The sequence below is a fragment of the Microvirga arabica genome, from assembly GCF_016811235.1.
Lineage (GTDB): Bacteria > Pseudomonadota > Alphaproteobacteria > Rhizobiales > Beijerinckiaceae > Microvirga > Microvirga arabica.
The window spans coordinates 98,753-110,925 of sequence record NZ_JAFBID010000009.1; the positions used below are offsets into that span (position 1 = coordinate 98,753).

Annotated in this window: 16 protein-coding genes and 1 tRNA gene; 9 read left to right on the plus strand and 8 right to left on the minus strand. The window is 62.7% G+C overall.

The genetic code is table 11. The features are described from left to right. The first annotated feature begins 8 nt into the window (after positions 1 to 8). From JQC81_RS07170 to JQC81_RS07185, 4 genes are all read left to right on the plus strand, one after another. The gene (locus tag JQC81_RS07170) at positions 9 to 1,565 is read left to right on the plus strand and encodes an AMP-binding protein (protein ID WP_203271125.1); all 1,557 of its coding nucleotides are present in this window, start codon (positions 9 to 11) and stop codon (positions 1,563 to 1,565) included. A 111-nt stretch (positions 1,566 to 1,676) separates the two neighbouring features. After that, a complete protein-coding gene (locus JQC81_RS07175) occupies positions 1,677 to 1,970 on the plus strand; it encodes a hypothetical protein (RefSeq protein WP_203271126.1) in 294 nt (97 codons plus the stop codon). A gap of 244 nt (positions 1,971 to 2,214) precedes the next feature. Next, on the plus strand, positions 2,215 to 3,417 hold the full coding sequence (locus JQC81_RS07180; RefSeq protein WP_203271127.1) for a porin: 1,203 nt from the start codon (positions 2,215 to 2,217) through the stop codon (positions 3,415 to 3,417). A 123-nt stretch (positions 3,418 to 3,540) separates the two neighbouring features. After that, positions 3,541 to 3,798: a hypothetical protein gene (locus JQC81_RS07185; protein ID WP_203271128.1), complete on the plus strand. Its 258-nt coding sequence runs from the start codon at positions 3,541 to 3,543 to the stop codon at positions 3,796 to 3,798. Positions 3,799 to 4,065: 267 nt separating this feature from the next. Here the strand turns inward: JQC81_RS07185 and JQC81_RS07190 are convergent, their stop codons facing one another. Then, the gene (locus JQC81_RS07190) at positions 4,066 to 4,215 is read right to left on the minus strand and encodes a hypothetical protein (RefSeq protein WP_203271129.1); all 150 of its coding nucleotides are present in this window, start codon (positions 4,213 to 4,215) and stop codon (positions 4,066 to 4,068) included. A gap of 104 nt (positions 4,216 to 4,319) precedes the next feature. Beyond that, positions 4,320 to 4,508, minus strand: coding sequence for a hypothetical protein (locus JQC81_RS07195; RefSeq protein ID WP_203271130.1), 189 nt, complete (start codon positions 4,506 to 4,508; stop codon positions 4,320 to 4,322). A 429-nt stretch (positions 4,509 to 4,937) separates the two neighbouring features. Here JQC81_RS07195 and JQC81_RS07200 point away from each other — a divergent pair, with 429 nt between their 5' ends. Together JQC81_RS07200 and JQC81_RS07205 are read left to right on the plus strand one after the other, a co-directional pair. Continuing rightward, positions 4,938 to 5,336, plus strand: a complete 399-nt coding sequence (locus JQC81_RS07200; RefSeq protein WP_203271131.1) for a response regulator — start codon at positions 4,938 to 4,940, stop codon at positions 5,334 to 5,336. Between the two features lie 100 nt (positions 5,337 to 5,436). Next, positions 5,437 to 5,811 carry a hypothetical protein gene (locus tag JQC81_RS07205; protein ID WP_203271132.1) on the plus strand — a complete coding sequence of 125 codons (375 nt, stop codon included), beginning with the start codon at positions 5,437 to 5,439 and terminating at the stop codon, positions 5,809 to 5,811. Positions 5,812 to 5,855: 44 nt separating this feature from the next. On the opposite strand, the gene JQC81_RS07210 is transcribed toward JQC81_RS07205, so the two are convergent. Beyond that, positions 5,856 to 6,080 carry a NepR family anti-sigma factor gene (locus JQC81_RS07210; protein ID WP_203271133.1) on the minus strand — a complete coding sequence of 75 codons (225 nt, stop codon included), beginning with the start codon at positions 6,078 to 6,080 and terminating at the stop codon, positions 5,856 to 5,858. A 253-nt stretch (positions 6,081 to 6,333) separates the two neighbouring features. On the opposite strand from JQC81_RS07210, the gene JQC81_RS07215 reads away from it, so the two are divergent. Beyond that, complete coding sequence (locus JQC81_RS07215; protein ID WP_203271134.1) at positions 6,334 to 6,501, plus strand: hypothetical protein; 168 nt, start codon at positions 6,334 to 6,336, stop codon at positions 6,499 to 6,501. Between the two features lie 726 nt (positions 6,502 to 7,227). Here JQC81_RS07215 and JQC81_RS32995 read toward each other — a convergent pair. The 4 genes from JQC81_RS32995 to JQC81_RS07235 all read right to left on the minus strand — a co-directional run bounded on the left by JQC81_RS32995 (position 7,228) and on the right by JQC81_RS07235 (position 9,829). Then, a complete protein-coding gene (locus JQC81_RS32995; protein ID WP_246520283.1) occupies positions 7,228 to 8,019 on the minus strand; it encodes a hypothetical protein in 792 nt (263 codons plus the stop codon). Positions 8,020 to 8,225: 206 nt separating this feature from the next. After that, a tRNA-Leu gene (locus tag JQC81_RS07225) sits at positions 8,226 to 8,311 on the minus strand. A 66-nt stretch (positions 8,312 to 8,377) separates the two neighbouring features. Beyond that, complete coding sequence (locus tag JQC81_RS07230; RefSeq protein ID WP_203271135.1) at positions 8,378 to 9,565, minus strand: FAD-dependent oxidoreductase; 1,188 nt, start codon at positions 9,563 to 9,565, stop codon at positions 8,378 to 8,380. Then, positions 9,566 to 9,829, minus strand: a complete 264-nt coding sequence (locus JQC81_RS07235; RefSeq protein WP_203271136.1) for a zinc-finger domain-containing protein — start codon at positions 9,827 to 9,829, stop codon at positions 9,566 to 9,568. It lies immediately after the preceding gene. Between the two features lie 147 nt (positions 9,830 to 9,976). On the opposite strand from JQC81_RS07235, the gene JQC81_RS07240 reads away from it, so the two are divergent. Together JQC81_RS07240 and JQC81_RS07245 are read left to right on the plus strand one after the other, a co-directional pair. Next, positions 9,977 to 10,741 carry an alpha/beta fold hydrolase gene (locus JQC81_RS07240; RefSeq protein ID WP_203271137.1) on the plus strand — a complete coding sequence of 255 codons (765 nt, stop codon included), beginning with the start codon at positions 9,977 to 9,979 and terminating at the stop codon, positions 10,739 to 10,741. Between the two features lie 58 nt (positions 10,742 to 10,799). Beyond that, the gene (locus JQC81_RS07245; RefSeq protein ID WP_203271138.1) at positions 10,800 to 11,291 is read left to right on the plus strand and encodes a class I SAM-dependent methyltransferase; all 492 of its coding nucleotides are present in this window, start codon (positions 10,800 to 10,802) and stop codon (positions 11,289 to 11,291) included. A 2-nt stretch (positions 11,292 to 11,293) separates the two neighbouring features. On the opposite strand, the gene JQC81_RS07250 is transcribed toward JQC81_RS07245, so the two are convergent. After that, positions 11,294 to 12,094 (minus strand): enoyl-CoA hydratase, encoded by an 801-nt coding sequence (locus JQC81_RS07250; RefSeq protein ID WP_203271139.1) that lies wholly within the window; start codon positions 12,092 to 12,094, stop codon positions 11,294 to 11,296. Between the last annotated feature and the right edge of the window lie 79 nt (positions 12,095 to 12,173).

Consider the following 12,173-nt stretch of genomic DNA (forward strand, 5'->3'; position numbering starts at 1 on the left):
GCGCGCCCGTGGCGGAGTTCGACATCGCGCGGACGCGCAAAACCCTGTTCGAGGCACTCCTCGACGCCAGGGATCGCTTCGGCCGCAACAAGGTCGCCCTCGAGGATCTGGAGCGCCAACCGATCACGTTTGGGCGCCTTGTTCTCGGCTCGCTGGTGCTCGGGCGCAAGCTCGCAGGCCTGACGAAGGACCGTGAGAATGTCGGCGTGCTGCTGCCGAACGTGCAGGCGATTGCCGTCACCCTGTTCGGGCTTAACGCCTTCGGGCGCGTCCCGGCTTTCCTGAACTTCACGGCGGGCCTCAAGAACCTGAAGGCCGCCTGCGAGCTGGCCGGGATCGCCACCATCGTCACGTCCCGTCGCTTCATCGAGCAGGGCAAGCTCGACGACCTGATCGAGGCGCTCGGGGAGGGGCGGCGGATCCTCTGGCTCGAGGATGTCCGCACCGAACTGACGAGCCTCGACAAGCTGCGCGGGCTTGTGGATTCGTGGATGGCGCGGCGCGTCCATAGAGGCGCGACAATCCAACCCGACGATCCGGCCGTGCTGCTCTTCACCTCCGGGTCGGAGGGTGTGCCCAAGGGCGTGGTTCTGTCGAATGCGAATCTCGTGGCGAACGCCTACCAGGTGAAGGCTCTGGCGGGCGATGTGCTGAGGGACGACGACGTCTTCTTCGATCCATTGCCGATCTTCCATTCCTTCGGCCTCACGGCCGGTCTGCTGACGGCGGTTCTCAACGGCATGAAATCGGTGCTCTATCCAAGCCCGCTGCATTACCGGCAGATCCCGAAGCTCGTGGCGGGAACGCGCGCCACCGTGATGCTCGCCACCGACACCTTCCTTCAGGGCTATGCCCGCGCGGCCGGCGAGAACGACTTGGCAAGCGTACGCTTCGTCATTGCCGGGGCCGAGCGGGTGAAGGACGAGACGCGCCGGCTCTGGGACCGGCATGGCACCGTAATCGTGGAAGGTTACGGCGCCACCGAATGCTCGCCGGTGATCGCCTGCAACCTGCCTGACGACAACCATCCGGGCACGGTGGGACATGTCCTGCCCGGCATCGAATGGCGGCTTGAGCCTGTGGAGGGCATCCACGAAGGCGGGCGCCTGCACGTGCGCGGCCCGAACGTGATGAAGGGCTATCTCGACCCGGCCGCGCCGGGCGGCATCCGGGCGCCGGTCGACGGCTGGCACGACACCGGCGACATCGTCACCGTCGAGGATGGAGTCGTGACGATCCGGGGACGGGCGAAGCGGTTCGCCAAGATCGCGGGCGAGATGGTGTCCCTGGCAGCCATCGAGGCGACCATCCAGTCCCTCTGGCCCGACAGCAATCATGTGGTGGTGGCGATCCCCGACCCGCGCAAGGGCGAGCAGATCGTCCTCATCACCGACAGGCCGGATGCGGATCGCGACGTGCTCCTGACCCATGCCACGGACCATGGTTTTCCCGAACTCTGGGTGCCGCGCTCCATCCTCGTATCGAGCATTCCCGTGTTGGGCTCGGGAAAGACGGATTACAGTTCCGCGGTCGACCTGGCGAAGCGTCTGCAGCCGATGCTTTAGCAGCGTCATGCCCCCTTCGTGGCCAGAGGTCTCTCTGTAACAAAGCTCCGCTTAAGGCGTTGTCATTCCACAGATGCGTTCCCTGGAACGGGCCGCACAAAAGGTGTGACGATGCGAAAGATTATTTGTGTTCTGGCTCTCCTGGTCGCGGCATCGAGCGTCCAGGCCCAGCCACGGCCGCTGACCCCCAACTTGACCTGCAACCAGGCCCGCAACCTCGTCCTGTCGCGCGGTCAAATTGTTCTTGGGACCGGTACCTACACCTATGACCGCTATGTCAGCGATGGGCGGTTCTGCCTGCGCAACGAGATGATCGAACCCGCTTTCGTGCCGACCCGGGACACGCCCCATTGCCCCGTCGGGTATACCTGTCGGGAGTTCGAGCTGGACTTCTTCGGCGATTGACGCCGTGGCTCGCGAAGGAAGCCTCGAACGGGAGTTCGAACTCACGGCTGGGGTCTTCGGGATTGTTGAGTTTGAGCCACACTCTCAAGAAACATTATACGCATCTGTTTGGAATGCCCATTTTATCAGCATGGTGCACGTCACATGAGCGGATCTGAAGCGACGCCGTCTTGCGTCAAACGTGAGCGTGAATATGGTCACGTTTGTACATGGGTCTCGGACCCAGACTTCTTTGGAGAAACCCATGAAGCTCGCTAAGAGCCTCTTTCTTGGAACGGTCGCAGGGATTGCGGCTGTTGCGGGGGCACAAGCCGCCGACCTGCCGGTCGCCAAAACTGCTGCTGTCGAATACGTCCGCGTCTGCTCCACCTACGGGGCAGGCTTCTTCTACATCCCCGGCACGGAAACCTGCCTGCGCGTCGGTGGCCGTGTCCGCGCCGAGTACAGCTATCTCGAGCCGCGATTCCGTGAAGACAACTCGATTGGTTTCCTGGCCCGCGGACGCGTCCAGCTCGACGCCCGCACCGCCACTGCTTACGGCCTCCTGCGCGCCTTCGTCCGCATGGAGATGGACCGCCGGTCGGGTGTGTATGGCACCGGAACCTCGTCGAACATCGCCCAAGCCTACATTCAGTTCGGCGGTCTGACGGCCGGTCGCACGACCTCGTTCTTCACCAACGGCGACATCCCGAACGAGAACTGGGGCACGGTCCGCTTCTACGACTATCCGGACGTGAACCTGCTGGCTTACACCTTCTCCTTCGGCAACGGCTTCTCGGCCACCCTGTCGCTGGAGGAAGGCTCCTTCGCGACCACCGCCCTGGCCGACGCGGCAGATCTGGGGGCTGGTCAAAGGCTGCCCGATCTCGTGGGTAACGTGAAGTATACCGGCACCTGGGGTTCGGCGCAGCTTTCCGGCGCCCTCCACCAGGTCCGCAGCAACGTGCTTGTCGGCGGCGATTACCCTGACAGCGAACTCGGCTGGGCCGTGTCGGGCATGTTCAACGTGAACCTGCCGATGCTTGGCGAGGGCGACGCCCTCTGGCTCGCAGCGACCTATGCCGACGGCGCCCTCGGCTATCTCGGCTTCGATCCGGATATCGCGGTCGGCATCGCTTCGGGCACGGTCCTGGATGCGTATATCGGCCCCGATGGCGAGATCGAAACCGGACGCGGCTGGTCGCTTGCCGGTGGCGTGAACCACTATTGGACCCCGACCATCCGACAGAGCCTGTTCGGCTCCTATGCTCGCGTCGAGTACGGCACCGCCGCTCCCTCGGCCGACTTCACCGAGTGGCGCGTCGGCTCGAACCTGATTTGGTCGCCGGTCTCCGGTCTCGATATCGGCGTGGAGGCTCTCTACTCCAACCTCAACCCGCGCGGCATCGTCGGCGCGGATGACGACGATGCTTGGGAAGGCCGTCTGCGCATTCAGCGCGACTTCTGATCGGGTCATTCCGATTTCGCGGAAAACCCCGGTGGCAACGCCGGGGTTTTCTCATTCTGGTCACCTTCCTCATGAAGGCTCCTTCTGCCCTGCAAGCGGGCTTCGCAGCCAAAGGATGAGACGATGCCGACAATCCTCAGGACCTTTGCCGCAGCGGCGCTTCTGCCCGGGCTCGGCGGGTGCGTTGGCACAGCCGGAATTTCCACCTGGGACTACCGATCCGGCCCCGGCTACGAAACTGCCCGCTCACAGGAGAGCCGGATTCAAGTCGACTCAGCCCAAGGCCTCACCCATGAGGCCTGTACGAGGGTGAGCCGGAGGCAGGTTGCGGCCTCGGGCGCAGTCGGTGAAGCCGAGCTGGATGCCTGCCGATCCCACTAGTCGAGTAGGTGGATTCAAGGAACGAACCTTCACCTTGACCGTTGGCATGAGGTCAATTCCACTTCGGGAGAGAATCCTCATGAACAATATCATCTGGCTTATCGGTGCAATCGTCGTGGTCCTCGCGATCCTGTCGTTCCTTGGGCTGCGCTGAAGACGAACGGTGAACCTGCAGGACAGAATTTCGCATCAGATGCGCTGTCCTGCAGTTCTTGTCCTATCGGACGATCTGCGGTGAGGCTGTAGGTTGCGAGGCAGTGCGGTCGCTCACTCCAGAAGAACGAAGATGACCGATGCGATATTCATGGTGGCCAAGAGGCCGATCAGAACCGTGAACAGCGGAACGCACCGCCTACGCAAGACCCCGACGCCCTGGTCTTCCACATCCGGCTCCGGATAAGAGTCCCTGATGGTCATCCTGGTTCGCTCCCTGAGCTTGCCTTACGTTAAGGCAAGCACAATGAGCCCAGTTCAGCACCTTCGACGTGCGGCTTCACACAAGACGATGACCAAAAGCAGTCTCAGTGCCGCGTTGCGCCCTTCTGGATCTGGAGGAGTTGCCCCTCGATCGCCCGCATCCTCGTCATCAGCCGATCCAGTTCGGACAGCAGCTGCTTCTCATCCTGTCGAGCCTGCTCGACCGATTCCGACGAGGAACCGTGGCGGATCCGATGGAGGGCATCGGCCAGCTTGCGGTCGAGAAGCCGCATGTGATGCTCCAGGTCCAAGAATTCCTGGTGAAGCTGAGTCTCCTTGAACACGGCGGGGATCTCGCGTGAGAACAGTCGGTTCAAGCTTAAGCTACAGCTTGGAAAGCGGTTCCTCTAGGTCAAAACGGGTGCTGCGGAAAATTTCTGTAAAGCCAAGCTGAAACAGACAGCTCTATTCACCGTTCTGTGATGAGGGTCTTTTGCCCGGTCGCGCCCAGCGCTCGGGAAAGTTTCTTGTTCGCGATCCTGTAGGGCATGCGCTCGAAAGCCTTGGCGCTTCCGATCGCGTGCCAAGTCTTAGTTGTATCGCACCGGCTGTCCGCTTGGCGTTTCCGGAGCCGGTTTTTTCCCGTCCAACAGAGAGCCTGATGATCGTTGTTCCTTCAGCGAAGGGCTCCAGGAAATGTAAACCCGAAGAGGAGACGACTTATGGGACAGAGGATCGAGCCTTACCGCGTGGCCCTGATTGTCGAGGACGACTTCGAAGTCAGGGGCCTGGCGGCAGCTCTTCTCGAGGAAACAGATCTCAAGGTCGTCGAAACGTCCAGTGCGGAAGAGGCCCTTGACTATCTGAACCGGCATTCGGAAGAAGTGGCCTTCCTCTTTGCCGACCTTCGCCTCCCTTGCCTGATGGACGGCATGGATCTGGTGCGAACCGTGCGCATCAAGTGGCCGTGGGTCCGCACCGTCCTGACCTCAGGCAGACCTTTGGACCAAGAAACCGGCGATGTTCCCCGGGATGTTCGGTTCATGCCCAAGCCCTGGAGAGCGCTTGAAGTCCTGATGGAGGCGGAGAGGGCCGCCACACAATCTTATCGCAAGAACTGAAGGCTGCTGGCTCGTCGGTCATTCCCCATCCTATGTCGGTCGGATGTGGAACCTAGGCGCTTGCCGGGAATTGGCATCAGCAGTTCGAAGAGGATTAATAATGCCGAACACGTCCATTGCCACCGGATCTTTCCAGTCCCGCAGTGAGGCCAATCAAGCGGTCCAGCGCCTTGTCTCGGCCGGTTTCGCCCGCAACAGCATCGAGCTTCATCGCCATGATGACGACGAAGGCTACGACCTGCAGATCCACACCCGGCAGGAGAATGTCAGGCGGGCCGAACGCCTGATTCATGATGCCTCCATGCCGCTCTACGCCGTGCGGCAGACCGCTTCCGGGGTCGTTCAGACCGCCAAGTCATACCCCTTCGTTCTGCTCGGAGCCGGAGTGCTGGCAGGGTTTCTGATCTACAGCCTCATTCCGAAGGAGGCGTCCTCGTCAGGCCACTCGCATCCGCGAAACCGCCGCAGGCGCTGAGGTCTTAAACCTTTAAGAGGTGAGAACCACTGAGCCGCACTGGCTCAGTGATTCTCATTGCCTTCGCGATGGTGCGCTCTTTCGAGCCGCTCCAGCAACTGCCTAATACGGTCCGGCGCAGGGTCCTTCAGAATGCTCTGGTAACTGTGCTGAAGCTGACGCCCGAGATCCTTCAATAATTCGGATTGCCCGGCTGCCGTCAGGCCATTGGCGCCGATGCCCCAATTCGCGTTGCCTCCTGCGGCATAGGAGTTGTGCCGCTTTGGCATCGGTGATCTCCCTGTGAGTTGCCCGTGGTCCCCGAAGAACGGGCGAGGTCGGATCGGGTTGCGGTTAAGTTTCTGTGAAGGTTTGATTTTTTCTGCCGTCCGGGCGTGCCTCCTGTCTGATCCGGGGGAAGTCCCCTGCGCTCCTGAGACCCAGCATCTTCCATCCTTTGAGAGAAGCAGGCGACTGCCGGTCGCATTGGCTTGTTTCGTGTCATGCGTCAAAGCTCAGCTTCAAGGTGCCGGGGGCTGTGGGATGCGTGAAGTTCTGATGATCTATCTGGGTGGCGTGATCCTGCTTCTTGCAGTCTCGACCATGATCAACGACGAGGAGCAGATCGGCCTCGATCACATCCTGATCGCAGGGTTCGGCTGGCCGATCCTGACGCCCCTCCTAGCCTTCAAGGCTTGGCACAGCCGCTAAGGGCGCCAACCCGCCTGGACAGGGGCAGGCAAAGGCCCTGATTTTTGAAGCCTAGTTCCGTGAGGGTGGGGAACGCGTCACACAGCGGTACCCGATGGGGCATTGCGCTGTATCGGCCGTCGGAACCCATGCCGGATCCAGGGTCTCCCCAATCGCGCAGGATCCATAGGATCCGACATAGCGGTCATAGGTAAGGGGGCCTGTGTTGAGCACGATGCCTCTTTGCGAGGCGACAAGGCTCTGTGCCTGAGCGCAGGGCATTCTCAAGGTCAGCGGATGACTCTGGGCCCATGCATCCGCACTTGTCGATGCGATGAGCAAGATTGCCGCCACGCCCATTCGGCGAGGCAGGAAGGAACCGGGGGGCATCGTTCGCCTCCAAAGGTGCTGATCGAAGGTGTTCTCGACCATAGCAATCGGCCGGCTTGCTTGATGTGCTGGCATGCACATCAAGCATTTGCGATCAATCCACCGGCGCTCCCCGATTCCTGTGGCTTCCGGTTAGATGATCAAGAAGTCCAGAGACGTCATCCTCAGCCCGGCCGAGAGCTTCGCGACCGCAACCTGCTCGCTCGCGCCGGTGCCGTCGGCATCGTAGTACAGGACGCCATTTTCGCGATCATAGAGAATGCGGTCCGTCGAATCCCGTGCTTCGCAGCTTGTGCGGAATACCCCCGACTTCAGGCGGCCTTCAGATCCGATTCCCTTGAAAACGCTGTTCTGGAGTCAGATCGTGTCGTCGGCGATCGAGAAATCCCGAATTGTGTCGATGTTTGTTTCTGTCGCCTTGCAATAGAAGACGAAGGCATCCTTTCCATCTCCGCCGCGGAACGAGTCCGCTCCCCAGCCTCCGTAGAGCCGGTCGTCGCCCGATCCACCGCTCAGGCGATCATCTCCTGAACTGCCATAGATGCGATCGTTGCCGCTCTCACCGGAGAGCGTGTCGTTGCCCCGGCCACCGGAGAGTCGGTCATTTCCGATACCTCCCATGATCCGGTCATTGCTCCCCGTTCCGGACAAGGCGTCGTCCACGGACATGTACTGGAGTTGGCCGTAGAGAGGAGCATCCGACCGCCTGACACCATCCGGAAAGCTCGTGGTCAGGTTCAAGCCGACCGAATGGAGCACCGATGCGACAACGGAATTGCTGTTCAGGTCTCCTCCGGGAGCTTCGCGGAAGATGTCGATGCTGTAGTCCAGATCCGCTTTCTCGATGTTGATGGCATGCTGCACCATGATCTTCCAGACGTCATTGGCGTCTCTGGTGCCGAGATCGAGAACTTCGCGGCTTCTTTCCTCGGGAGTGTCCGAGCCTCTCCTGTCGACCGAGGTCGCCAGATCGGCATCGACCAGCGTCTCAAGATCGCCGTTCGATCCAGCGGTGCCCCGGATCACCTTCTCCGAGATGACACGCCCCTGGTCATCGGTCACGGTTTTGACGAGGTAGAGGTGAAGAAAGCCGGTATCGATCCCTCTGAACTCAACGGGCTTGGCTTCAATCGCAATTACGGTCGGCATGGACGCCTCCTGGCAACGGACCGGGTTGCCCCAAGCCCTTGATTTCTCTTTGATCATCAACTTTGCTTGAGGCTTCGCCGCTCCGGAGAAGACGTGGAAATTCCGGGTCCCTATTGCCGCAGCAACAGCATCACCCGCCGACAGCCATCAGGGCCTCCGGAAGCCACGCCTCTCCGGATAATGTCAGCCATGGATGAAGGCATGAATGGTGCGGACGGCGGGGGTCGAACCCGCACGGGCATAGCCCGAGGGATTTTAAGTCCCTTGCGTCTACCGGTTTCGCCACGTCCGCTTCGAAGAAGAGGGTTATCGGGAGGCGGGCTTGAGCGCAAGCCCAACCGTGAGGGCCGGATCTCTCTCAGTCCGGGGTGCGGAAGCCGTAGAGCCAGTCGTAGCGCTTCGTCATGCCCTCGGAGCCCAGATGTCGCATGACTCTGTTGCGCCCGAAAGCCACCATGGAGCCCGCATGGTAGACGCGCCCGTTGGTGCGAGCTTCCTTCTGAACCCGAGCCGTGCGCCCGAGGCGCTGTTTCTCATAAGCCGAGAGAGCCTGCGGGATGTCGGTCTGCGTATCGCGAAGAAGAGTAGTAAGGGCCGCCGCCTCCTCGATCGCCATGGCGGCTCCCTGGGCCAGGAACGGCAGGACCGGATGGGCGGCATCGCCGAGAAGAGCGATCCGGCCCTTGGCGAGGCGCTCGGCCGGGTGGTCGAAGAGGGACCAGCGCAGCCATTCCTGCGGGCGCGAGACAAGGTCGCGAAGGGCAGGGGCGGCCGAGGCATAGCGGCCGAGCAGGTCCTCCCGCCGGCCGGGAGCAGCCCAGCCATCTACGGGTGTCCGGCTGCGCTCGATGGCCACGACGTTGACCAGCCTGCCGCCGGCAATCGGATAATGCACCACATGGCCCTGTGGCCCAAGCCAGAGACCGGTCTCGTTCCCGGCGAGTTCGGCCGGGGCGGCGCTGCGCTCGAAAGTAGCGCGCCAAGCAACGTAGCCACGGTAGGCAGGCGGCCTCCTGTCACCAAGCTGCTGCCTGACCTGTGACCAAATTCCATCGGCCCCGATGATCAGATCGGCCGTGTGGGTCTCCTGGGCTCCGCCTGCGGAGAGCCAAGTGAGGGAGGCCTGCGACGGGCTGGTCTCCACGCTTTCCACCGTCCGCCCCATGACCAGGCGGATCGACGGCTCGGAGCGGACGGCATCGAGCAGAATCGTCTGGAAATCGGCCCGGTGAACCACCCAATAGGGCGCCTCGAACCGCTCCCGCATAAAGGTGCCGAGGGCCACCTCGCCAATGACCTTGCCTGAGCGGATAGCGCGCACGACCACGCGCTCCGGCTCCGTCGCCACGCGGCGCAGCGCCGGGCCGAGCCCGAGCTTGATGAGAATGCGGCTGGCATTGGGCGACAACTGGAGGCCGGCCCCGACCTCGGTAAACCCGGTCCGGCGCTCGACCAGCGTCACTGCATGGCCCTGCCGGGCCAAGGCCAGAGCCGCCGTCAGGCCGCCGATGCCAGCGCCCACGACCGCAATCGATAATTTGGACACTTAGCGCGAAGCGACCGAGCCGGCGAAGTCGGGCTCCCAGACGCATTCGGCCGGGCGGGCCTCGTCGAACTTCAGGGAGGGATCGTACTTGAACAGGGTCGAGCAGTAGGAGCAGATCGTCTCGCTGTCATAGCCCATGTCGATGAACACATGGGGATGATCGAAGGGCGGGGTCGCTCCGATGCACATGAACTCCTTCGAGCCCACGTGAATGACGGGAACGCCCGGATCGTTGTGGAAGTGGGGAGTGCCTTTGTCAGCCATTGCCGTTGCTCTGAAGCGTTGAAAATTTGGCGCACCATAATGGCCGATCGGCCATGCGCCTAGAGCAAATTTCCAAGCGTTGCATCGCGCCTTCCAGGTGCTTAGGTTGCGCCAGCTTCCCTTCAGCCTCCAACCCCGGCCGGTCAGATGCGCTATTTCAACTCCAGCGGTGTCAGCATCGCCTATGTCGACGTGCCGCCCCATGAGGGGCAGGGCGATCCGATCCTGCTCATCCACGGCTTCGCCTCGAACCATGCGGTGAACTGGGTCAACACTCTCTGGGTGAAGACCCTCACGCGGGCCGGATACCGGGTCGTTGCCTTCGACAACCGGGGGCACGGGCAGAGCGAGAAGCTCTACGACGCGGAAGCCTACAATTCCTATCGCATGGCGGAGGACGGCTGCCGGCTTCTCGACCATCTCGGCATCGAGCGGGCCGACGTGATGGGCTATTCCATGGGCGCGCGGATCAGCGCCCATATGGCGCTCACCGCCCCGGAGCGGATGCGCTCCATGCTGCTTGGAGGCCTGGGCATCCACCTCGTCGAGGGAGTCGGTCTGCCGCTCGGCATCGCGGACGCCATGGAGGTGCCTTCCCTCGCCCACCTCACCGATCCGATGCAGCGCATGTTTCGGGCCTTCGCCGAGCAGACGGGCAGCGATCTCAAGGCCCTGGCGGCGTGCATCCGTGGGTCGCGGCAGGTGCTGACCCGGGACGAGGTCGCCTCCATCACGCTGCCGACCCTGGTCTCGGTGGGCACCAAGGACGACGTGTCGGGCTCAGGGCCGGAACTCGCAAGATTGATCCCCAACGCGACGGCACTCGATATCCCGGGGCGCGACCATAACCTCGCAGTGGGCGACAAGGTGCACAAGCAGGGCGTTCTCGACTTCCTGGCCCAGCGTCCGTAAGGCGCTCGCCTTTGCTTTGAAAGGACCCTCCCCATATGCCGTCCGGCAGGAGTAGCGAATGACCCGACTCGACTCTGTGATCCGGCGGCTGACCGCCCAGCGCGACCTCCTGAACTGGGCGGCCGAGGAGATCGGCCCGACCGGACTCATTCTCGAACTCGGCCTCGGCAATGGCCGCACTTACGATCACCTGCGAACCAGGCTGCCCGGCCGCGAGATCTACGCCTTCGAGCGCTCGCCGGCGGCCCATCCGGATTGTTATCCGCCCGAAGGCTACCTGATCGTCGGCGACATCTTCGAGACCCTCCCGGCCTTCATCGAGCGGTTGGGGCAGGGCTCGGCGGCGCTGATCCATACCGATATCGGCACCGGCGACGAGGCGGCGAACCGCCAGCTTGCCCTGCGGCTCTCACCCCTGCTCGATTCCCTGCTTCAGCCCGGAGGGCTCCTGATCGCGGACCGTGCCTTCGAGATGCCCTCCTGCGCCGACATCTCGTCCCGAACCGGCGTGCCCGAGGGCCGGTATTTCGTGTATCGCCGGAATGCCTGAGCTTATCGGCCCGTGAAAACCGGCCTGCGCTTCTCCAGGAAGGCCTCGCGCCCCTCCACGGCATCGGCGCTGTCGAAGCAGAGGTCGGCAAGAGCCAGAGAATCGGCCTTCGGGTGTCCGACCCCGACCGCCTCGTCGATGGCCGCCTTGGCGGCCCTGATCGTGAGAGGTGCGTTCTCCGCGATGCTTTCAGCGAGGGTCTGCGTGACCGCGTCCAGCTCGCCATCGGGCACGAGCCGCTGCACGACGCCGAGGCGATGCGCCTCCTGGGCGCCGATCCGACGTGCGGTGAAGAACAGGTCCTTCGCGGCTGGGGCTCCGACGGCTGCCGTCACGAGCTTCATGGCGCCCGGAGGATAGCCTACTCCGAGACGCGCAGCCGGAATGCCGAAGATGGCGCTCTCGGAGGCAACCCGCAGATCGCAGGAAAGGGCAAGGCCGAAACCGCCGCCGAGGCAGAAGCCGCGAATCATGGCGATCACCGGCTTGGAGCAATGGGCAACGGCCCAGAAGGCCGCCTCGTTGGCAGCCTCATAGAGCCGCCCGCCCTCAGCGTTGGCACGCACCGTCGCGAATTCGGCGATATCCGCACCCGACGCGAAGGAGGCCTGTCCCGCGCCCCTCAGCACGATCACCCGGACGTCCGGATCCCGGTCGAGGGCCTGCATCAGCGACGGGAAAGCCTTCCACATTACCAGGTCGACCGCATTGTGCTTCGGCAGGTTGTCGATGGTGACCGTCGCGATGCCGCCGCTCGCGGAGATGACAAGCTTGGACGTTGCCGGCGAAAAAGAGTAGGTCATGGCTCGTTTGGATCTGTGGTAAGGGGCGGGGGCTTCTTATCTAGACCTGAGGCAATAGCGAAGCCGGCAGGAGACTACC